The organism is Cryptosporangium japonicum (assembly GCF_039524755.1).
GTDB lineage: Bacteria > Actinomycetota > Actinomycetes > Mycobacteriales > Cryptosporangiaceae > Cryptosporangium > Cryptosporangium japonicum.
The window spans coordinates 30,315-50,428 of record NZ_BAAAGX010000025.1 but is presented as its reverse complement, the minus strand read 5'-3'; the positions used below and the strand labels follow the sequence as shown (position 1 = coordinate 50,428).

Here is a 20,114-nt window from a genome sequence, read left to right as displayed (position 1 = left end):
TCGCGAACACCCCGCACCGGGTCGCGTCGGGGAACGGGAGCGCGGCGACCACGGCACCGATCACGGCGGCGCCGACCGCGAACGCCGCCGTGCCGGCCAGCGCCGTGGTCGTGGCCATCGTGCCGTCGGGTGCGGCGCCCGGGTCGGACCGGTGCGACGCGACCGTCGGCGGCAACCGATCGCGCCGGGCCAGGCCGGAGAGGCCGATCAGCCGGACGATTTAGGGTGGGCGCCGTGCTCATCGATCGCAACCCGCTGCCCGACGGTCTCGACGAGCGGCTCCGGCGGCAGTTGGCGTTCGTCGCCGAGGTCGACCAGCTCAAGACCGTCCTGCGGGCGTCGCCGCTGGCCGCGGCCGAGCGTCGGGAGAACGACGCCGAGCACTCCTGGCACCTCGCGCTGATGGTGCTGCTGCTGGCCGAGTACGCCGACGAGCCGATCGACGTCGGCCACACGATGCGGCTGGTGATCGTCCACGACCTGGTGGAGATCTACGCCGGCGACAGCCCGGTGTTCGACCCGGCCGCGGTCGTGGGGCAGCGTGAACGCGAGGAGGCCGCGGCCGACCGGCTGTTCACGCTGCTCCCCGACGACCAGGCGGCGGACCTGCGTGCGTTGTGGGACGAGTTCGAGGCGGGCCGCACACCGGAGGCGCGCTTCGGCAAGGCGATGGACCGGCTCGAGCCGATGCTGCTCAACTGGCTCACCGGGGGCGGCACGTGGCACATGCCGGGCGCGACCGAGAGCACGGTCCGGGCCCGCGAAGCCGGTGTGGTCGCCGGCTCCACGTCACTGGGCGCCGCTACGAGCCGCCTGGTCGAGGAGGGGGTCCGGCGTGGCTGGATCCGCCCGGACGCCCCCGGGAAGGCCGACGGCCAGGCCCGCGGCCACCACGGCTATACCCAGCCACACCAGCACACCCGGTAACGGCTGCCCCAGCGCCACCCCGCACAGCGCCGCCGACACCGGCGCGACGCCGGTGAGCAGCCCGGCGCGACCGCTCCCGAGGTGGGCGACGCACGAGTACCAGAGCACGAACGCCAGCGCGGTCACCGCGACCGCCAGGTAGACGATCGCGCCGATCTCGGCCCGGCCGAGGTCGGCCACCGCGGACGGACCTTCGCGCACGACGCCGATCGCCAGGAAGGCCGCCGCGGCGATCCAGGTGGTGTGCACCGACACTCCCCACGGGCGGAGCCGCCCCAGCACCGGCACCGCCAGCAGCGTGAACGCGGCCTCGCTCGCGAACACGACCACGGCCCACAGCAGCCCCAGCCCGTCGCTGCGCCCGAGGCCCTCCACCAGGCCCGCGCCCGCGGTCACCACCAGCGCCGCGACCAGCGCACGCGCGCTCGGCCGGGCGCCCTCCAGCAGCGGCCCGACCGCCGCCATCAGCACCGGGACGCTCGCCACCGCGACACCGAGCACGGCAGGCTCCGCGTGCCGGGAGCCCTGCACGAGCGCGATGTTGAACACCACCAGGCCGGTCACCGCGATCCCGCACAGCCAGAGCCACTCCGTGCCGCGCGGCCGCACCAGGCGCTGCCCGGCGAGTCCGGCGAACCCGATCAGCAGGACGCAGGCCAGCGCGTAGCGCACCGCCTGCACGGTGAACAGCGGGCTACCGACGAGCAGCGACGACACCGCGACGCTCCCGCCGACGAACACCATTCCGGTCGCGCCGGACGCCGCCGCTAGACGTGAAGTGAGCATGCCGCCATGCTGGGGGCCGATCATGGTCCAGTTGAAGGACCATTGGAAGCGCAAGGAGGTGGACCAATGTCGGCCGGATCGGATTTCCTGCAGCTCCGGGCGGCGGCGGCCCCTCCCAAAGGCCTCACCACCTGGCTGGTCGACGCCATTCGCGGTGCCGTCGCCGACGGGCGTCTGGCCCCCGGGGCGCGGTTGCCGGCCACGCGTGACCTCGCCGTCGACCTCGGTGTCTCGCGCGGGGTGGTGGTGGAGGCCTACCAACGCCTGGTCGACGAGGGCCTCGCCCAGGCACGCACCGGCGCGGGCACCGTGATCACCGGGATGCTCACGGCCTCGACGCCGCCGGCCGCTCGGTCCGGAGAGCCGGTGGCGGCGTCGACACCGGCGGGGTTCCGGTTGCCGCTGGGGCCGGCCGAGGGCATCGAGTTCGACCTGTCGCCGGGGCAGCCGGACCTGGCCGCTTTCCCGCGGGCGGCCTGGCTGCGCGCGGAGCGGGCCGTGCTCACGTCGATGACCAGCGCCGACCTGGGGTACGGCGACCCGCGCGGTGTGCTGGCGCTGCGTCGCGAGCTGGCGGTGTGGCTCGCGCGCACCCGCGGCACCCGGGCCGAACCCGACGACATCCTCGTCGTCGCCGGCGTCGCCCAGGCCCTCGCCCTGACCGCCAGGGTCCTCGGGGCGCGGAACATCGCGATGGAGGACCCCGGTTCGCGGGGAGCCCGGGACCAGCTCACGAGCTGGGGACTGCGCACGCACCCGGTCCCGGTCGACGAACACGGCCTCCGGGTCGAGGACCTGGTCGCCACCGGGCTGGACACCGTCCTGCTCACCCCCGCCCACCAGTTCCCGACCGGCGTCGTGCTCGGCCCGGCCCGCCGCCGCGAGCTCCTCGCCTGGGGCGGCCTGGTCCTGGAGGACGACTACGACGCCGAGCACCGTTACGACCGGGCCCCGGTCGCCGCGCTCCAGGCCTCCGCACCCGACCGGGTCGTCTACATGGGCAGCACCTCGAAGACGCTGGCGCCGGGCATGCGCTTGGGCTGGATGATCCCGCCCGGCGCGCTGCGCGACGACCTGATCGCGGTCAAGCACTCCACCGACCTGGGGAACCCGGCGTTGTCCCAGCTGGTGCTGGCCCACCTGCTGCGCTCGGGCGAGTACGAGCGGCACCTGCGCCGGGTCCGGCAGCGCCAGCGTCGTCGCCGCGACGCGCTGCTGACCGCGCTAGAACAGCACCTCCCCGACGCCCGCGTGGAAGGGGTCGCGGCCGGTCTGCACCTGGTGATCACGCTCCCCAGCGACATCCCCGACACCGTGCTCGCCGCCTCCGCCGCCGAGGTCGGCGTCCGGGTGCAGCCGCTGTCCTGGCACCGCACGCTGCCCGGCCGGCCCGGACTCGTGATCGGTTATGCCGCACATCCCCCGAACCGGCTCGACGAAGCGGCCCGCCGGATGGGCGCCCGCCTCGGCATGGTGGTGCGAACGGGCATCACAAGGTAGGAAAAACGGCATGGCACTCGTCGCTGGCGTCGACTGTTCGACGCAATCCACCAAGGTCCTCATCTGCGATTCCGAGACCGGCGAGGTGGTCCGCCAGGGTCGGGCACCGCACCCCGACGCCACCGAGGTCGATCCGGCCATCTGGTGGTCCGCGCTCCAGAGCGCGTCCGACGGCTTGCTCGACGGCGTCGAGGCGATGGCCGTCGGCGGCCAGCAGCACGGCATGGTGACGCTCGACGCCGACGGGAACGTCGTCCGTCCGGCGCTGCTCTGGAACGACACCCGCTCGGCCGGTGCGGCCACCGACCTGATCGAGGAGCTCGGCGGGGCCCAGGCCTGGACCGACGCGGTCGGCCTGGTGCCGGTCGCGAGCTTCACGGTCACCAAGCTGCGCTGGCTCGCCACGCACGAACCCGAGCAGGCCAAGCGGGTCGAGCGGATCCTGCTGCCGCACGACTGGCTGACCTGGAAGCTGTCCGGCCAGAGCATCGAGCCCACCACCGACCGCGGCGACGCGTCCGGCACCGGCTACTGGTCGGCGGCCACCGGCGAGTACCGCCTCGACCTGCTCGAGCGCGCGTTCGGCCGGGAGATCGGCGTGCCCCGCGTGGCCGGGCCGGCCGAGATCGTCGGCCGCACCCCGGAGGGCATCGCGCTCGCCGCCGGCACCGGCGACAACATGGCGGCCGCGCTGGGGCTGGGCGCCGGCCCGGGCGACGTCGTCGTCTCGCTCGGCACCAGCGGCACGGTGTTCGCGGTCGCCGAGGCGTCGACGAACGACCCGAGCGGGTTCGTCGCCGACTTCGCCGACGCGACCGGCCGGTTCCTGCCCCTGGTCTGCACGCTCAACGCGGCGCGGGTGCTGACCGCGGCGGCCGACCTGCTCGGCGTCGACCTGGATCGGCTGTCCGAGCTGGCGCTGGCCAGCACGCCCGGCGCCGCCGGGCTGACGCTACTGCCGTACCTGGACGGCGAGCGCACGCCCGACCTGCCCGACGAGACCGGGCGGATCACCGGCCTGACCAGGGCCAACGCCCGCCCGGAGAACCTCGCCAGGGCCGCGGTCGAGGGCATGCTGCTCGGCCTGGCCGACGGGCTGGACGCCGTCCGTCAACACGGGGTGCCGGTCCGGCGCGCGCTGCTGATCGGTGGGGCCGCGATGTCGCCCGCGGTGCGGGCGGTGGCCTCCGGGATCCTCGGCGTGCCGGTCGACGTGCCGGCGCCCGGGGAGTACGTCGCACTGGGCGCCGCGCGGCAGGCGGCCTGGGCGCTGTCGGGTGCGGCCGAGCCGCCCCAGTGGACGGTCGCGGCCGAGCACACCCCGGACGCGACCGACGACTACTCGGGGGCTCGTGACCGCTACGCCCAGTTTCGTACCGGCGTGCAAGAACTTTCGTCTCGCTCGAACAAAAGTTAGGCGTCTGTAATCCAAAAGACTCTGGACATCGACGGGAAGCGAGCTCTACGGTCTCCCCACGCCTTGTGACGTAGGCAACTTGGGAAGGCTGTGCAATGACGCCTCGGCCCAGACCGGACAACTCCGCCCAGTCCCAGATTCTGTTGACCCTTCGCGACGAGGGGCCCGCTTCCCGGGCCGAGCTCGGCGACCGGCTCGAGCTCCCCCGAGCCCGGCTGGCCGCCGAGCTGACCCGTCTGCACGAACTCGGCCTGGCCCGCGACGGTGGGCCGGCCGCGTCCCGGGGTGGCCGGCGCTCCACGATGGTCGAGCTCGACCCCGAGCTGCGGTTCGTCGGCGTCGACCTCGGCGTGACCTCGGTGACGGTCGAGGTCACCGACGGCTCGCTGGAACCGGTCACCTCGATCGAGGAGCCGATCGACATCCGGCGCGGCCCGGAAGCGGTGCTCGACCGCATCGACGACCTGGTCGCGAAGGTCCGGGTCGACGGGCACCTGCCCCGGCTGGCGGGGATCGGCCTCGGCGTTCCCGGCCCGGTGAGCTTCCGCGACGGGGTACCGGTGTCGCCGCCGATCATGCCCGGCTGGGACCGCTACCCGGTCCGGGAGGAGCTGGCCGGGCGGCACGGGTGCCCGGTCGTCGTCGACAACGACGTCAACATCATGGTCGTCGGTGAACGCGGCGGCGGGGTGGCCCGGTCGATCGAGGACCTGCTGTTCGTGAAGGTCGGCACCGGTATCGGCTGCGGCATCGTGGTCGGCGGCCAGGTGTACCGCGGGGTGGACGGGTGCGCCGGCGACATCGGGCACATCCAGGTCGACCCGCACGGCCCGGTGTGCGCCTGCGGCAACGCCGGGTGCCTGGAGGCGATGTTCGGCGGCGCGGCGCTGGCGCGCGACGCGCTGGCCGCGGCACGCAACGACACGTCACCGGCGCTGGCCGAGCGGCTGCGCCTGAACGGCACCGTCACCGCGGCCGACGTCGGCGCGGGTGCGGTGGAGGGTGATCCGGTCTGCATCGGGCTGATCCGGGACGGTGGTCGTCGGCTCGGTGGCGTGCTGGCGTCGCTGGTCAGCTTCTTCAACCCGTCGATGATCGTCATCGGCGGTGGCCTGGCCGGGCTCGGGCACCTGCTGCTGGCCGAGGTGCGGTCGGTGATCTACCGCCGGTCGCTGCCGCTGGCCACCCGGAACCTGCCGGTCGTGCTGTCGGAGCTCGGCGCCCGCGCCGGCGTGGCCGGCGCGGCGACCCTGGCCAGCGATCTCGCCTACGGACCGGTGACGCGATGACCGAGCCCCTGTTACGCCTCTCCGGAATCGTCAAGACGTTCCCCGGCGTGCGCGCGCTGGACGGCGTCGACCTCACCGTCGCGCCCGGCGAAGTGCACTGCCTGCTGGGCCAGAACGGGGCCGGCAAGTCGACGCTGATCAAGGTGCTGTCCGGAGCGCACCAGCCGGACGAGGGCACGATCGAGTGGAAGGGCTCGGAAGTCCGGTTCGTACGGCCGACGGCCGCGTTGAACGCCGGGCTCGCGACCATCTACCAGGAGCTCGACCTCGTCGACGACCTCACCGTCGCGGAGAACGTGTTCCTCGGCCACGAGCCGCGCCGCTTCGGGTTCAGCTCGCGCGGTGCCGCCCGCCGCCGCACCCGGGAGCTGCTCGGCCGGCTCGGCCACGCCGAGATCCCGCCCGGCCGCGAGGTCGGCCGGCTGCCCGCCGCCGGCAAGCAGATCGTCAGCATGGCCAGGGCCCTCTCGCACGACGCGCAGCTGATCATCATGGACGAGCCGTCCGCGGTACTCGCGCACGACGAGGTGGAGAACCTGTTCCGGGTCATCCGGGACCTCACGTCGGCCGGGGTCGCGGTCATCTACATCTCGCACCGGCTCGCCGAGATCCGCGAGATCGGCGACCGGGTCACGATCCTCAAGGACGGCCGCACGGTCGCGGTCGACCTGCCGGCCAAGACGACCCCGACGAACGAGGTCGTCCGCCTGATGACCGGCCGGAACGTCGAGTACGTGTTCCCCTCGCGCAGCGGCACGCCGGGCGGGGAGCCGCTGCTGCGGGTCACCGACCTGGGGCGGCCGAAGGAGTTCAGCGAGGTCTCGTTCGAGGTCAGGGCGGGGGAGATCGTCGGGTTGGCCGGGCTCGTCGGCGCCGGTCGCTCGGAGATCCTGGAGACCGTCTACGGCGCGCGGAAAGCCGCCACCGGCACGGTCGAGATCGACGGCGAGCCGATCCGGCGCGGCAGCGTGAAGGCCGCGGTCGCCGCCGGGATGGGCCTGGCTCCCGAGGAGCGCAAGAGCCAGGCGCTCCTGCTCGGCGAGCCGGTCTACCGGAACGTCTCGCTCGCGTCGCTGCGCCGGTTCGCCCGGTTCGGCTTCGTCCGGCGCGGCGCCGAGCGGGCCGAGGTCGGGGCCGTCACCCGCTCGCTCGACCTGCGCCCGGCCGATCCCCGCCGCGCCATGCGGACGCTCTCCGGCGGCAACCAGCAGAAGGCCGTGGTCTCCCGCTGGCTGCTGGGGAGGACGCGGTTGCTGCTGCTCGACGAGCCGACCCGGGGCGTCGACATCGGTGCCCGCGCCGAGCTCTACGCGCTCATCCGCTCGCTCGCCGACCAGGGCGTCGGCGTGCTGATGGTCTCCAGCGAAGTTCCCGAAGTGCTCGGTCTCGCCGACCGCGTCCTGGTCGTCCGAGAGGGACGCGTGGTGCACGAAGCACCGGCCTCCGACCTGACCGAAGCCCAGGTCCTCGACCTGGTCATGGCCGGCGAACGCGTCACCACCGCCCGCTGACCCCACCGCTTGCGCAGTGCGCACCCCCTCCCGCCACCGCATTGGAGCGAGGCGCTCATGACTGATCCCACCAGAACCCCGACCGACCCGACCGACCCGGCGCCGTCCGCCCAGGCGGCCGGGATGGGGCCGGCGCCGGTCGCCACCGTTCCACCGGCCGACGAACAGGCCCGGGTCGAAGCCGCCGCCGCGGAACCCGCCGTCGAGCCGTCGCCGTTCCGCACCTGGCTGGCGTCGCTCTCCGAGGGCGGAGCCACCCGCAACATCGGGCTGATCGTCGTCCTGGTCATCCTGTGCATCGTCGGCTTCGCCACCGCCGAGACGTTCGCCACCACCGGCAACATCCGAACCATCCTCACCAACGCGTCGGTGATCGGTGTCGTCACCGTCGGCATGACGTTCGTGATCATCGGCGGCGGCATCGACCTGTCGGTCGGCTCGATCGTCGGGCTCGCGTCGGTGTGGTGCACCACCGTGGCCACCCAGTCCTACGGCCCGTTCGTGATGGTGCTCTGCGCGCTGCTCGTCGGCCTGATCGTCGGCCTGGTCAACGGTGCGCTCATCGCCTACGGGCGGCTGGTGCCGTTCATCGTCACGCTCGGCATGCTCATCGGCGCCCGCGGGCTCGCACAGCAGATCGCCGGCCTGCAGACCCAGGTCGTCAAGAGCGAGACGTTCAACGGGATCGCCGACGGGGCGTTCCTCGGAGTTCCGTACCTGGTCTGGCTGCTGGTCGGCACGTTCGCGATCGGCTGGGTCGTGCTGAACCTGACGACGTTCGGGCGGCGCACGGTCGCGGTCGGCGGCAACCCCGAGGCCGCCCGTCTGGCCGGTATCGACATCCGCCTGCACACCGCGTTGCTCTACGGGGTGTCCGGGCTGTGCTGCGGGCTCGCCGCCGTGATGCTCACCGCCCAGACCGCGTCGGGTTCCTCCACGAACGGCCAGAACTACGAGTTGGACGCGATCGCGGCGGTGATCATCGGCGGCACGCTGCTGACCGGTGGCCGCGGCACGCTCGTCGGCACGTTCCTGGGCGTGCTCGTCTTCACGCTGATCACGAACCTCTTCATTCTCAACAACCTGTCGACGCCCGTGCAGAACCTGGCGAAGGGCCTGATCATTCTCGGCGCCGTGCTGCTGCAGCGCCGCCGCTCGGAATCCGCGACCTGACCGCTTTCCGTTCACTCGCCGCCGTGGCCTCGCCCAACGGTGGTTCGCCGACTTGCGTAATTCTCGTATTTCTCAAAGGAGAGAACCATGAGTGACGTCATCAGTGGCCCGCGTAGCGGGCTCGGACGCCGGGGCTTCTTGTTCGGGGGAGCCGCGGTGGGCGCCACCCTGCTGGCGGCCGGGTGCACCTCGAACGACTCGGGCAACGACAGCCCGGAGACCAACACGAAGGCCGTCGGCGGTGACAACGCCGCCAAGGGCACGCAGGTGACGATCGGGTTCTCCGCGCCGCAGGCCGACCACGGCTGGATCGGTGCGATCGCGAAGAACGCCGAGGCCCAGGCCAAGACGTTCGAGGACGTGACGTTCGAGCCGGTCGAGCCGACGAACGACGTCGCGGCGCAGATCGCGGCGATCGAGACGCTGATCACGAAGAAGGTCGGCGTCCTCGTCGTGCTGCCGAACGACGGCAAGCAGCTCACCGCGGTCGCGTCCAAGGCAATGGCGGCCGGCATCCCGGTCGTCAACCTCGACCGGGTCTTCGACTCGCCGCTGGCGTACCGCACCTGGATCGGTGGGGACAACTACGGCATGGGTGTCTCCGCCGGCAACTTCATCGCCGAGCAGCTCAAGGGCAAGTCGAACCCGGTCATCGCCGAGATCGCCGGCATCGACTCGCTGCCGCTGACGCAGGACCGGTCGCGGGGCTTCAAGGACGCGCTGGCCCGCGCGGGCTTCAAGGTGACCAACCGCGTCGCGGCGGAGTTCACGGTCGCGTCGGGACAGCAGGTCACCTCGAACCTGCTGCAGGCCGCGCCGAAGATCGACGCGGTCTGGAACCACGACGACGACCAGGGCCTCGGCGTGCTGGCCGCGATCCGGCAGGCCAACCGCAGCGAGTTCCTGATGGTCGGCGGCGCCGGTTCGCTCGACGCGATGGAGCTCATCAAGGCCGACAACTCGGTGCTGAAGGCGACCGTCACCTACAGCCCGAGCATGGCGTCCTCGGCGATTTCCATCGCGCGGCTGATCGGCCAGAAGAAGGGCTTCTCCGACCTGGTCGAGAACGACGTCCCGGCGAGCATCACGCTCTCCTCGGCGACCGTGACGAAGGAAAACGTGGACCAATACCTGAAGACTGGATTCCGTTCATGAGCAAAGCTGAACTCGGTGTCGGCATGGTCGGGTACGCGTTCATGGGAGCCGTGCACTCACAGGCATGGCGCACCGTGAACCACGTGTTCGACCTGCCGGTCGGAGTGCGGCTGGCGGCCATCGCCGGTAGGGATCCGGTCGCCGTCAAATCGGCCGCGGAACAGCACGGGTGGGCCTCCACCGAGACCGACTGGCGTGCGTTGATCGCGCGCGACGACGTGCAGATCGTGGACATCTGCACGCCGGGGGACACGCACGCTTCGATTGCCATCGCGGCGCTGGCCGCGGGCAAGCACGTCATTTGTGAGAAGCCCTTGGCCAACAGTGTCTCCGAGGCCGCCGACATGGCCGCGGCCGCCGCTGACGCCGCGTCGCGGGGCGTCCGCTCGATGGTGGCGTTCAACTACCGGCGGGTGCCGGCGCTGGCGTACGCGCGGTCGCTGGTCGCCGCCGGGCGGATCGGGACGCTGCACCACGTGCGGGCGGCGTACCAGCAGGACTGGCTGGTGGATCCGGCCGCGCCGCTGACCTGGCGGATGCAGAAGGAGCGGGCCGGGTCCGGCGCGCTCGGGGACATCGCGGCGCACATCGTCGACGCGGCGCAGTACGTGGTCGGCGACGTGCTGTCGGGCGTCTCCGGGCTCCTGGAGACGTTCGTGTCGTCGCGGCCGTTGTCGGGCGGCTCCGGGCTGTCGGCGGCCTCCGGTGGCGTCGGCGTCGGGGACGTGACCGTCGACGACGCGGCGGTGTTCTTCGGGCGGTTCGCCCAGGGCGGCATCGCGACGTTCGAGGCGACGCGGTTCGCGACCGGGCGGAAGAACGCGATGCAGCTGGAGATCTACGGGTCCGGCGGCGGCATCCGGTTCGACTTCGAGCGGATGAACGAACTGCAGTTCTTCGACGGGGCGTCGCCCGACGAGGAGAACGGGTACCGGCGGGTGCTGGTGACCGAACCGACGCACCCCTACCTGGGCGCGTGGTGGCCACCGGGGCACCCGCTCGGGTACGAGCACACGTTCACGCACGAGCTCCGGGATTTCGTGACGGCGGTCGGTTCGGGTGAGGACCCCTCGCCGTCGTTCGCTGATGGGTTGCAGGTGCAGAAGGTGCTGGACGCCGTTTCGGTCAGCGCTTCCCGCGGATCCGGATGGGTGGAGGTCTGATCATGCCGAGGCCAGTGACGTTGTTCACCGGACAATGGGCCGACCTGCCGTTCGAGGAGGTGTGCAAGCTCGCGTCGGGCTGGGGCTACGACGGGCTCGAGATCGCGTGCTGGGGCGACCACTTCGACGTGGCCCAAGCGGTGTCGTCGCCGTCGTACGTGGCGTCCCGGCGGGAGATCCTCGACCGGTACGGGCTCAAGGTCTGGGCGATCTCGAACCACCTGACCGGTCAGGCGGTGTGCGACAACCCGATCGACGAGCGTCACCAGGGAATCCTGTCGCCGGCGGTCTGGGGTGACGGGGACGCCGAGGGCGTGCGGCAGCGCGCCGCGTCGGCGTTGAAGGACACCGCGCGAGCAGCGCGTCTGCTGGGCGTCGACACCGTGGTCGGGTTCACCGGGTCGTCGATCTGGCACCTGGTGGCGATGTTCCCGCCGGTGCCGCCGTCGATGATCACCCGCGGCTACGAGGACTTCGCCGCACGCTGGAACCCGATCCTGGACGTCTTCGACTCCGAGGGCGTGCGGTTCGCGCACGAGGTGCACCCGTCGGAGATCGCGTACGACTACTGGTCGACGGTGGCCGCCCTCGAGGCCGTGGATCACCGGGACGCGTTCGGGCTGAACTTCGACCCGTCGCACTTCGTCTGGCAGGACCTGGACCCGGTCGGGTTCCTGTGGGACTTCAAGGACCGGATCTACCACGTCGACTGCAAGGAGTCGGTCAAGCAGTTCAACGGACGCAACGGGCGGCTGGGGTCGCACCTGCCCTGGGGTGACCCGCGGCGCGGCTGGGACTTCGTCTCGACCGGGCACGGCGACGTGCCGTGGGAGCCGGTGTTCCGGATGCTCAACTCGATCGGGTACTCCGGGCCGATCTCCGTCGAGTGGGAGGACGCCGGGATGGATCGCCTGGTGGGGGCACCCGACGCGCTGGCGTTCGTGCGCAAACTGACGTCGATCGAGCCCCCGGAGGCGTCGTTCGACGCGGCGTTCAGTTCGGGGTCGTGAATTTGATTGCAACCGGATGGGTCGGTGGTCGCGTCTAGTTCCGTGAGGGGCTGATGTGTTCACCGTCCGCCCGGTCAGTGACCACCGCACGGGGGCGCGTGGCGTCGCACGGGGGCGGGGTCGACGCGGCGGCACCGCACGGCGGTGGCCGGCGGGTGTTCGGGGCCGGTACCCCGGGCACCCGCCGGACAGGACGAGGGCCCAGCCGTTTCGGCTGGGCCCTCGCTCTGTTTCCGCGGCCGCCGGCGTGTGCGCAGGCGGCCCCGATCCGGCCCTGGTCGGGACCGGGTCTTTGGGTGTGGGACGGGGTCTTGTCTCGTTACAGAGAACCGTTGGAGCCTGCGGGGCGCGGCGTGTGCGCCGACGGCGCGCCGGTGGCCGGGCCGGCGGTGACCGTGGGCTCGGGGCTGCCGGAGCCGAGCAGGCTGTTCACCTTCGCTCCGATGGCCGTGCCGGCGAGCTTGTCGTTCGCCACGTCCTTGGCGGTGCTCACCAGGCTCCCGGCCTGCGCCTGGAGCACACCGGTCGCTTCCTGAACGGTGGGGTTCTCCTTGACCTTCGCCGCGGTACGACGAATCTGCTCGTACCGCTCGCGCCCGGCCTTGGTGCCCAGCACGTAGCCGATGCCAACACCGGTGAGGAAGAGCAGCTTGTTACGCATGTCGACTCCTGAAGTCGGCTTCGGGGTGGTTGGGTGCTTGCCAGTGACGAAGTGATGCCCGACGGGGGTCTATCCCACACTTGTAGTACCAAACGCGGTGCCCATCGTCGGGTGGCCGACCGCTGTGGCGAGGCACGGGTCGGCATGTTGTAGGCTTGCCAGGCACGTCACCGCGAGGTGGTGGGCAGAGAAGCATTCCCCCGTAGCTCAATTGGCAGAGCATTCGACTGTTAATCGAAGGGTTACTGGTTCGAGTCCAGTCGGGGGAGCATCTTCGCAGGTCAGCGCCTATATTTCCGGGTGCTGACAGGGTACATGCCGGTAGGGCGTCCCGTCGAACTCCCGTCAATCGCCACGGCCCCTGTTCATATCTCGTCGGCGTGCTCTTCGAGCCACTCGAGGACGGCGGACCGGCGGAATCGCAGGTACTTGCCGACGCGGTAACCCGGAACGAACTTGCCCTCGGCGCGCTGCTTCCGGGCCGTGCCGACCGGGATGCGCAAGAACGCGCAGACCTCCGCGAGGGTCATCAGGCGGTCGTCATGGCTGGGTGGGTTGTCGGGCTGGCGGTTGGGAGTGGTCGTAGTCAGATCGCATCACCGCCCACGCTGTGTTCGGGGCGGCGAGCGGCGTGATCTCGTTGCGGGCGGGTGGCGAGGAGGGCGAAGCCGGCGACGACCATCAGGCCGTCCACGGCCAGCGGGCCGAGGTGCGCGCCGAGCGGGTCTTCGCCGTAGTCGGTGAGTAGGCCGCTCATGTGGCGGTAGCTCATGACGGCGGCGATCAGGGCGACCGTGACCGCACCGCCATAGCGGGCCGAACCCCACCAGAAACCGCGGGGCCAAGCGACGCGGGAGACGACTTCGACGGCGCCGAGGAGCAGGAGCGGCCAGCACGCCGCCGCGACGACGGAGCCCGGTTCGGGTCGGTAGGTGCTGGCGTGCTGTCGGTCTGCGTACTCAGTGGGGTGGAATGCGTGGGCGACGTTGGCAGCGACGGAGAGCAAGGCCCCTCCCAGGAAGGAGCCGAGCGCCCACCAGTAGCCAGTCGGCGTGTTCCGATTCTGTCCTTCCGGATCCGGCGAGGACGGGGGTGACGTCGTGTGCCGAACCGGCGCTCGGCGCGCCTCTGGTGCGCTGTCTGGATGGTCAGCGGACGGCGGCCCGAGCGCATCGGCCGCTCCGCTCAGGGAGGCCGCGGCGGGGCGGCGAACCTCGGCGATCCGCTGTCGGGCCCAGCGATCGGACCGACCGAACATCGCGCCCAGTTCGACGCCGGTAAGCGGCCGCTGTTCGACCAGGCTCTGCCGATAGGCGGCTCGGGCTTGTTCGCGCCGGTCACCGATCGAGGCGCGGGGCGGGTGGGCGGATGAGTGGTCAGGTGGGGGCACATCCGACGGATGGATCGGGTCCGGACCACGGTCCGGGTGGTCGCGTGGGGATGTCATACCGCTCCATGGGTGTGAGCAGGGTTCGGGGACGGCGTGGCAGGCGCATGCGCTTGTCCTTTCTCGTGGGTGCGTGCGGGTCAGGTAGCCGGTGGTGGAAGGCGGAACAGTTCCGCGAACTGTGCGAGCCGGATCGGCTCGGTGACGGAGTCGGCGAGGTGCCAGACCCGCTCGGCGGGGGAGAGCCGCAGTTCCGCGGCGTAGTCGCGGGCGGCGGTGGCGACGGGGAACGGCGTGCCGACCTCACGCAACCGCGCGTGCAGGTTGGTCTGGCGGCGCGTGGAGTGCAGCCAGAACAGAACCGGCCACCTCGGGCCGCCGGCTGTGGCCAACCGCCGGTAGGCGCCGAGCTTGTCGATGAGCTGGCCGAGAGGCTCGGCGCCGGTGTCGTGTTCTAGGAAGAACGGAACCAGCAAGGTGCGGCCGTCGGGACCGGGCTCGGTCCAGATGCCGTGGCCGTCCGGGCGAACGATGCGGCTCCCGAGATCGCCGACGGTGCCGAACGCCCACGGCTCGTTGCAGCGAGTCTCCGGCCACCAGCGGTCGAGGCTGGCCGGCGGATGGGTACGCGCGTGTCCAGCCAGGTCGGTGAAGAACTGATTCAGGCCGAGCAGGTGGTCCAGGTTGGTGCGGGCCGTCAGGGCACGGCGCCGTGCCTGAATGCGAGAGCGTCGTGGTGGGTCGTCGCCACGTTGGGCGGCGACGACCTCGGCGCCGAGTAGGCCGAGGACGTAGTGGTACGGGTACGAGCCGCCGTCGAACTTGTTCGGTCGGAATCGGTCGACCAGGCCGACTCGGTAGAGCGTGAGTAGCCGTCGCTGGGCGAAACCGAGGGAGCAGAACAGCGCATGGGCGATCTGGAAGGTGGTGAGCACGCCATGGTCGGCCAGCCAGCCGAGCAGGGTGTGATCCCGGGCAGTGAGTCGGGATTGGACCCGCAGGACGTCGTCGGTCACGAAGGCCTGAGCCTTCTTCCCCTCGGGGGGATCCCCCACAGGGGATCAGTGACAGCCGACCGCGGTCGGACCACCAGCGGGCTGACCTGCGGTGTTGACGGCTGCGAGGGGTCGGTTCGGGGGTGCGGTTCCAGGCGGACTCCCAGACCGACGGTGAGACCGACGACGGGACAGATCCCCGAACGACATTCGATGAGAGATGAGTACGCCGGGCTGTGAGGCATGAAGGCTCCAAGGCGGTGAGGCAGGCTCGCGACTCGCGCTCCTGCGGTCTGCGTTCACCCACCAAAGGCCCAACCGAAGGGCCCGATCCCGCATCGCTGTTCACGTTGTCCACCCAACAGCCAACCAACCGGCACTGACGCGGCCTAGCGTCCCGAGCTGAGTCCGCTGAGTCGCACGCGATGCGATCCTGCGTCGCCGACACTGTTCGCGGTGGCCCAGATCGGTCCGGCTGGTCCGTCCGGTTCGATGCGAAGGAGGTCCTCACTCGTCGTGGCGATCCGGACCGGCACCGCGTGCGCGACCGCGTAAGCCAGCCAGTCAGCCTCCTCGGTGATGCCCGCGGTGACGACCAACGCGACGTCGAGGCGAACCGACCGGTCGTAACCGGCCAGGATGACGGCGGGATCGAGTGCTGGGTTGCCGCGTGGATCGTCACCGGGGGTGTGCGTCACCGCCCAGTGCAGCGTGAAGGCCACCGCTGCCGCGGTGCCCGCGGCGTCGTCGTCGAGGGTCACGTAGACGCCGTAGCCGTCACACCGCGCGTTGCGCAGGCCCTGGTCGGCCAGCCAGCGGTTGGCGTCGACCCGGTGCAACCATCGGTGCAGGACGCCCGTGCCGGCGCGGCGGCCGTGCTCGGCAACGGCGAGGAAGAACCGGTTGATGACGTCCTGTTTCCCGCGGCCACCAGGGAGCGGGTGAGCGCGCTGCGCGAGGTCCGGCAGGTGCAAGCGTCGGTCCCTGGACATCCAGACCGCCATGGTGGCCAGCCCGTCCGGGGCGAGCTCGTAGCGGTTGCGGTGGCTCCGACTGTTTTCCCGCGAGCGATACAGCAACCCGCTGTCTGTTAGCGCGGTCAGCCGGCGATGCGCGGTCGGCCGCGACATTCCGAGCGCGACGGCGACCTGGTCGGTGTCCAGTACGCCGTACTCAGCCACCAGCCGCAGCACCGCGCTCCCGGCCGCGCCCAGTTGCTGGGGAAGGAAGACGCCGGGCGGGACATCGCCGGGAGACAGGCGCTCACTCGGCGGCAGCCGCCGCACCGGCATACCTGGCACCTCCCGCTCACTGTCGCTGTGCCGGGGCGCGTGAACCTCTCATCTCCTCAACCGCGATTTTGGCCCGATCTCCGGTGTCGCTGTTCAGGTTTCCGCCGAACGGTGGATGTTCGCGACGTGGCGTAGCCACGGATTCGCGCGACGCGACCTAGCCGTGGCTCAGGAGGCGCTGCAGGGCAACTAGTGTGTTGCGCGGGCACGGAGGCCGGGCATGGCGGCGATTCGTGCTTCCGGCAACGCGTCGAAATCGACGGTGGTCGGGATCCGTCGTCTGGAGCACCGGATTACTTCGTCGGGTGCGGCGATGAGTTCGACGGTGAAATCGTGCCTGGTGCTGGGCAGCGACTCAGCGACGACTTGCAGCGGATGGACGGTCGTAACGACGAGCGTGCCCGGTGTGATGGCTCCGACGTCGGTGAGCAGTGCGACCTCGAGGTCGGAGTAACCGGCGCCTTTGCCGATGCGGACGCCCTCGCGGTTGACCGCGACGGTGCCGCAGACGACGACGTCGAGAGGCTCGACTTCGTCGGCATAGACCGCGGTGCCGAGCTTGCGTGCCTCCGCGACCTCGGCGGTGGAATCGGCGTTCGAGCCCAGCGTCGCGGGATCGAGCCGGAGGAACGGCCGCTCGTCGCTGAGGTTGGGGACCGCGATGTAGAGCGTCTTTCCCTCGCGCAACGCGAGTCGCCGCACGGCCAGCTGCGCCCGGTCGGGATTGCATTTGACGGCCCGAGCGGCCTGCCACTCCGGCTGGGCAGCGAGCCGCTGCGCGGCCGCGTCCGCGCCCCGGAAATCCGGAATCCACCCGCGAACGCCCGGCTCAACGGCCCCGATGTCCTCCAGGCTCGACCACACGCGCTCGCGGACCTGAGACTTCCTGTCCTCGATCATCAGGCAGCGACCAAATCCCAGAGCCGGTCGTGCACCTCGCGAACGGCGGCATCCTCGCGCCAGCGATTGAGTTCACGTCCGACGGTGAACGCGACGTTCAAGCCACCGCCTCCACGGTTGTCGGCGAGCACGTCGATGGCGCGGTGCAGCGTCGCGACCGCGCCATCGAGCTTGTCCTGGCGGCTGTAGGCCAACGCCAGGTTCGCGGTGGCGACCGCGCCGGGTTTGGACGCGGCACCGCCGCCCGCGAGGACCTGCTCAAGGAACGTGGCTGCCCGCTCGGGGGCGCCGAGGTTCAGGTAGCAGGAGCCCGCCATCCGGGGCAGCAGCGACGGCGCGTACAACTCCCGGGCCGCGTCGTCGCTCGTGGCCTGGTCGAGGCGGGTCTCGCCGGCGGCGAGGGCCTGCTCTGCGGCCTGGCCGTCGCCGAGCATCGAGTGGGCCTCTGCGACGTGCAGCAACGCCAGCCCGGTAAGCGTAGGACTCGTTGATCGGCTCGCATCCGCGGCGGCCATTGCTAGGTCCCGGCCGCGTCGAGGGTCTTTCAGTCCGTAGAGCGCCACGTAGCTCGTGCGCAGTCGCGCCCGCGCGATCGCGGTCTTGTCGCCGACCTGCTCGGCGGCTTCGACCGCACGGTCGAAGTACATCACCGGGGCGACGTGATCCCGGCGCTGCGAGGCGTCCCAGAGCAGTTGGCCCAGAAGCGTGGAGGACTCCGCGTGCGCCGCGTGCAGCTCACGGCGTACGCGTGGGCTCGCGCCTTGGTGCAGGAGGTACTCGACTTGGCCGTGCCAGCGCCCCGCGTCACCGAGCAGGGCGCTGGAGGGTTCGCGGTCGTAGGCGACGTCGAGTGTCCACAGTTGCTCGCGAATCTGCGCCACCGTCACGAGGTCGGCAGCCCCACCGCGATCAGCGGCACTCGTCTTCGTGACCTCCGCAACTGCGGCCTGGTGCTCCACTGCGCCATGGAAACGTGCTCGGGCCTCGTCTGAGGCGAGCCGGAGATCGGTGTCGAGCATTTCTTGGGTCTGATAGCGCAGACGCGCCTGCGGACCGCGTTTCTCCCAATTCGAGACCGCGGAGGTATTCACGCCAAGGTGTGCCGCGAAAGCGCGCACGCTCATGCGCAGCGCCTCACGCAGCGCGCGTGCTTCGCGGCCGGTCCACCGCTCCACCTGCGCCATCACGCGACCTCCGTAATCGGCACCGTGCCGCCGCCCTGCCGGTCGTCGGTCAGAACTAGGACACGACTGGAACGGAACCACGTTCCGTTCGGCTGCCCGGTGCCAGCAGTCTATTCACGTCACCACAGATAGACGGTCAGTTACCGATCCGCATCCCGATCGAGGTGAATGCCAGTGGACCCGCGCGAATCCGTTCTCTGGCATCGGCCCTACGAGCCCGAGGACGTCGAGACCGCTCGCGCCTTGATCGTGGAGCACACCGAGAGCAGTGACCGGCCCGGGTGGTGTGCGTCGGGGACGCACGTCTATCCGGCGGAGTGGGCGTGCCCGCGGTGGGCGTGGGCGGCTGCGGTCCTGGGTGCTGCGGAGCGCGGTGAGATCGACGGCGTGCCGCCGAACGCTCCAGGGAGCACCTCGTGACCTCTCGTTCGGTCCCACCTCCTCGTGATGCGATCGCGGCACGCGCCGCCGGCGATGACCACGGCCTCTACTGGACCGCCGTCCTCTACGGCGCCGATTACGCGCTCCTGCTCGGCCGCGATGCGGAGTTGCTCGACGCGTTGACGGCGGTCGTCGCTAGCGGTGAGGAGGCCCGGCGGTGAGCTACCGCCGATACTCCGGCTACGACCCTCTCGGCTATTACGGGCTGCCGCCCGAGCCTTGCCACGAGCCGGTCGATCCGCAACTCGGCGTCACCGCAGCGGATGTCGTCGCGACGGTCGCGCAGCAGCTGGAGGTTGTCGGCCGCGCCAGTGTGATCACGGCGGAGACGCTGCGGGCCGCGGAAGGACACGCCGAGATGCTGCTCGCTGCGCTGGGTGCGACTCGACGCAGTGGCGAGACGCCGTGATGCTCCGCGCGTTCAGAAGCGCCGCACCGAGACCGCCTGCTGCCGGGTGTCGCGTACCCCGGCGGTAGGCGCTGACCGGTTCCGTCGTGGCTACCCCAGCCGCTGCCACGGAACCGCCGGACTGGGAGGAAGGCCGGCAGTAGCCTACTCAGCCGGCCCGGGCCGGGAGGAGGAATGGCGGTGTCCCTGTGCCAGATTCTTGGCGAAGAACGGGTCGATCGTTTCAAATCCCGGCAGAGCCCTCGCCAGCGCATTGCGCGGACCAAACCGTCAGCCAGCGCCGTTATCCTCCGCGACGGCCATTTCCTCGCAGTACGCCGCGCCCACGAACCCGCCGCCGGCTGCTGGGACCCTCCCCGGCGGAATCTGCGACGGATCCGAGGACCGTCTCGGTCGTGGTGATCCCGAGCTTCTCCGCGACCGCGTGCATCGGCGCGAACTCCGACTCATGGTGCGGTGCGATCTCGGCAACCATCCGCACCGCACGCTCACGTAACTCCTGCGGGTACTGCGACCGACGTGACACGACCCGACCTCGCCACAGATCACGAGCCTCCAGACATGCCGGGGTGGGTTCACTGGCGTGCCTGGCAGTAACGGATGCGGGCGGCCAGTCATACGTTGCCGGCGGCGACGGAGGCGCTTCCGGCCGAGAGCCAATGTCGTTGGGTTTCGGAGTTGGCACCGGCATCGAATGCGGTTCAACCCACGAGTTGGCGCGAGCAGGCCACGGATGCTAGCGGTCGTTCCCGGGCCGCGCCGGGCGGCGGGTGGTTGAGCAGGGCGGAGGCGGCTTCGGCGAAGCGTCCTACGTCGAGGGGAGTGATCAGTGCTCGTGCGACTCGGTCTATCGGGTCCTGTAGCAGGGCCCAGCGGCGGAGACTAAACCGGACTAGATAGCAGTAAATCCCATA

General features: G+C 70.9%; 18 protein-coding genes, 1 tRNA gene and 2 pseudogenes. 12 read left to right on the top strand and 9 right to left on the bottom strand.

The genetic code is table 11. The features are described 5' to 3' along the window. Positions 1-234: 234 nt before the first annotated feature. Positions 235-927 carry an HD domain-containing protein gene (locus tag ABD437_RS29875; RefSeq protein WP_425558280.1) on the top strand — a complete coding sequence of 231 codons (693 nt, stop codon included), beginning with the start codon at positions 235-237 and terminating at the stop codon, positions 925-927. Here ABD437_RS29875 and ABD437_RS29870 read toward each other — a convergent pair. Beyond that, a pseudogene (locus ABD437_RS29870) lies at positions 865-1,713 on the bottom strand (DMT family transporter); the annotation flags it as partial. The gene ABD437_RS29875 and the pseudogene ABD437_RS29870 sit on opposite strands and share 63 nt — an antisense overlap. Positions 1,714-1,779: 66 nt before the next feature. Between ABD437_RS29870 and pdxR the strand changes: the two are divergent. From pdxR to ABD437_RS29830, 8 genes are all read left to right on the top strand, one after another. Then, positions 1,780-3,213, top strand: a complete 1,434-nt coding sequence (gene pdxR / locus ABD437_RS29865; protein ID WP_344652271.1) for a MocR-like pyridoxine biosynthesis transcription factor PdxR — start codon at positions 1,780-1,782, stop codon at positions 3,211-3,213. A 10-nt stretch (positions 3,214-3,223) separates the two neighbouring features. Further along, the gene (gene xylB / locus ABD437_RS29860; RefSeq protein ID WP_344652270.1) at positions 3,224-4,630 is read left to right on the top strand and encodes a xylulokinase; all 1,407 of its coding nucleotides are present in this window, start codon (positions 3,224-3,226) and stop codon (positions 4,628-4,630) included. A 95-nt stretch (positions 4,631-4,725) separates the two neighbouring features. Further along, positions 4,726-5,919 carry an ROK family transcriptional regulator gene (locus ABD437_RS29855; RefSeq protein ID WP_344652269.1) on the top strand — a complete coding sequence of 398 codons (1,194 nt, stop codon included), beginning with the start codon at positions 4,726-4,728 and terminating at the stop codon, positions 5,917-5,919. Continuing rightward, positions 5,916-7,430, top strand: a complete 1,515-nt coding sequence (locus tag ABD437_RS29850) for a sugar ABC transporter ATP-binding protein (RefSeq protein ID WP_344652268.1) — start codon at positions 5,916-5,918, stop codon at positions 7,428-7,430. Before ABD437_RS29855 ends, ABD437_RS29850 begins: the two co-directional genes overlap by 4 nt. A 57-nt stretch (positions 7,431-7,487) precedes the next feature. Next, positions 7,488-8,603, top strand: coding sequence for an ABC transporter permease (locus ABD437_RS29845; RefSeq protein ID WP_344652267.1), 1,116 nt, complete (start codon positions 7,488-7,490; stop codon positions 8,601-8,603). 87 nt (positions 8,604-8,690) lie between these two features. After that, complete coding sequence (locus tag ABD437_RS29840) at positions 8,691-9,758, top strand: substrate-binding domain-containing protein (RefSeq protein WP_344652266.1); 1,068 nt, start codon at positions 8,691-8,693, stop codon at positions 9,756-9,758. Beyond that, positions 9,755-10,921 carry a Gfo/Idh/MocA family protein gene (locus ABD437_RS29835; RefSeq protein WP_344652265.1) on the top strand — a complete coding sequence of 389 codons (1,167 nt, stop codon included), beginning with the start codon at positions 9,755-9,757 and terminating at the stop codon, positions 10,919-10,921. Before ABD437_RS29840 ends, ABD437_RS29835 begins: the two co-directional genes overlap by 4 nt. Positions 10,922-10,923: 2 nt before the next feature. Further along, a complete protein-coding gene (locus tag ABD437_RS29830; protein WP_344652264.1) occupies positions 10,924-11,931 on the top strand; it encodes a sugar phosphate isomerase/epimerase family protein in 1,008 nt (335 codons plus the stop codon). Between the two features lie 319 nt (positions 11,932-12,250). Here the strand turns inward: ABD437_RS29830 and ABD437_RS29825 are convergent, their stop codons facing one another. Continuing rightward, entirely contained in the window at positions 12,251-12,592 is a 342-nt protein-coding gene (locus tag ABD437_RS29825; RefSeq protein ID WP_344652263.1) for a hypothetical protein, read from the bottom strand. Between the two features lie 196 nt (positions 12,593-12,788). On the opposite strand from ABD437_RS29825, the gene ABD437_RS29820 reads away from it, so the two are divergent. Next, positions 12,789-12,861 (top strand) — tRNA-Asn (locus ABD437_RS29820). 96 nt (positions 12,862-12,957) lie between these two features. Here ABD437_RS29820 and ABD437_RS29815 read toward each other — a convergent pair. From ABD437_RS29815 to ABD437_RS29790, 6 genes are all read right to left on the bottom strand, one after another. Next, positions 12,958-13,122 (bottom strand): helix-turn-helix domain-containing protein, encoded by a 165-nt coding sequence (locus ABD437_RS29815; protein WP_344652262.1) that lies wholly within the window; start codon positions 13,120-13,122, stop codon positions 12,958-12,960. Positions 13,123-13,178: 56 nt separating this feature from the next. Further along, positions 13,179-14,039, bottom strand: a complete 861-nt coding sequence (locus ABD437_RS29810; RefSeq protein WP_344652261.1) for a DUF2637 domain-containing protein — start codon at positions 14,037-14,039, stop codon at positions 13,179-13,181. Positions 14,040-14,119: 80 nt separating this feature from the next. Continuing rightward, positions 14,120-14,995, bottom strand: a complete 876-nt coding sequence (locus ABD437_RS29805) for a replication-relaxation family protein (RefSeq protein ID WP_344652260.1) — start codon at positions 14,993-14,995, stop codon at positions 14,120-14,122. Positions 14,996-15,363: 368 nt separating this feature from the next. Then, complete coding sequence (locus tag ABD437_RS29800; RefSeq protein ID WP_344652259.1) at positions 15,364-16,266, bottom strand: replication-relaxation family protein; 903 nt, start codon at positions 16,264-16,266, stop codon at positions 15,364-15,366. A 189-nt stretch (positions 16,267-16,455) separates the two neighbouring features. Continuing rightward, complete coding sequence (locus ABD437_RS29795) at positions 16,456-17,166, bottom strand: 5-formyltetrahydrofolate cyclo-ligase (protein WP_344652258.1); 711 nt, start codon at positions 17,164-17,166, stop codon at positions 16,456-16,458. Beyond that, on the bottom strand, positions 17,166-18,350 hold the full coding sequence (locus ABD437_RS29790) for a helix-turn-helix domain-containing protein (protein WP_344652447.1): 1,185 nt from the start codon (positions 18,348-18,350) through the stop codon (positions 17,166-17,168). Before ABD437_RS29790 ends, ABD437_RS29795 begins: the two co-directional genes overlap by 1 nt. A 416-nt stretch (positions 18,351-18,766) precedes the next feature. On the opposite strand from ABD437_RS29790, the gene ABD437_RS29785 reads away from it, so the two are divergent. Beyond that, a complete protein-coding gene (locus ABD437_RS29785) occupies positions 18,767-18,952 on the top strand; it encodes a hypothetical protein (protein ID WP_344652257.1) in 186 nt (61 codons plus the stop codon). Further along, positions 18,949-19,200, top strand: coding sequence for a hypothetical protein (locus ABD437_RS29780; protein ID WP_344652256.1), 252 nt, complete (start codon positions 18,949-18,951; stop codon positions 19,198-19,200). Before ABD437_RS29785 ends, ABD437_RS29780 begins: the two co-directional genes overlap by 4 nt. 382 nt (positions 19,201-19,582) lie before the next feature. Here ABD437_RS29780 and ABD437_RS29775 read toward each other — a convergent pair. Beyond that, positions 19,583-19,726: pseudogene (locus tag ABD437_RS29775) on the bottom strand (IS3-like element ISMyma3 family transposase); the annotation flags it as partial. Between the last annotated feature and the right edge of the window lie 388 nt (positions 19,727-20,114).

Excerpts from the sequence above, each read along its gene's own strand:
- pdxR (WP_344652271.1), top strand. The coding sequence starts at position 1,780 with ATGTCGGCCGGATCGGATTTCCTGCAGCTCCGGGCGGCGGCGGCCCCT.
- xylB (WP_344652270.1), top strand. The coding sequence starts at position 3,224 with ATGGCACTCGTCGCTGGCGTCGACTGTTCGACGCAATCCACCAAGGTC.
- ABD437_RS29855 (WP_344652269.1), top strand. The coding sequence starts at position 4,726 with ATGACGCCTCGGCCCAGACCGGACAACTCCGCCCAGTCCCAGATTCTG.
- ABD437_RS29850 (WP_344652268.1), top strand. The coding sequence starts at position 5,916 with ATGACCGAGCCCCTGTTACGCCTCTCCGGAATCGTCAAGACGTTCCCC.
- ABD437_RS29845 (WP_344652267.1), top strand. The coding sequence starts at position 7,488 with ATGACTGATCCCACCAGAACCCCGACCGACCCGACCGACCCGGCGCCG.
- ABD437_RS29840 (WP_344652266.1), top strand. The coding sequence starts at position 8,691 with ATGAGTGACGTCATCAGTGGCCCGCGTAGCGGGCTCGGACGCCGGGGC.
- ABD437_RS29835 (WP_344652265.1), top strand. The coding sequence starts at position 9,755 with ATGAGCAAAGCTGAACTCGGTGTCGGCATGGTCGGGTACGCGTTCATG.
- ABD437_RS29830 (WP_344652264.1), top strand. The coding sequence starts at position 10,924 with ATGCCGAGGCCAGTGACGTTGTTCACCGGACAATGGGCCGACCTGCCG.
- ABD437_RS29825 (WP_344652263.1), bottom strand. The coding sequence starts at position 12,592 with ATGCGTAACAAGCTGCTCTTCCTCACCGGTGTTGGCATCGGCTACGTG.
- ABD437_RS29815 (WP_344652262.1), bottom strand. The coding sequence starts at position 13,122 with ATGACCCTCGCGGAGGTCTGCGCGTTCTTGCGCATCCCGGTCGGCACG.
- ABD437_RS29810 (WP_344652261.1), bottom strand. The coding sequence starts at position 14,039 with ATGACATCCCCACGCGACCACCCGGACCGTGGTCCGGACCCGATCCAT.
- ABD437_RS29800 (WP_344652259.1), bottom strand. The coding sequence starts at position 16,266 with ATGCCGGTGCGGCGGCTGCCGCCGAGTGAGCGCCTGTCTCCCGGCGAT.
- ABD437_RS29795 (WP_344652258.1), bottom strand. The coding sequence starts at position 17,166 with ATGATCGAGGACAGGAAGTCTCAGGTCCGCGAGCGCGTGTGGTCGAGC.
- ABD437_RS29790 (WP_344652447.1), bottom strand. The coding sequence starts at position 18,350 with ATGGCGCAGGTGGAGCGGTGGACCGGCCGCGAAGCACGCGCGCTGCGT.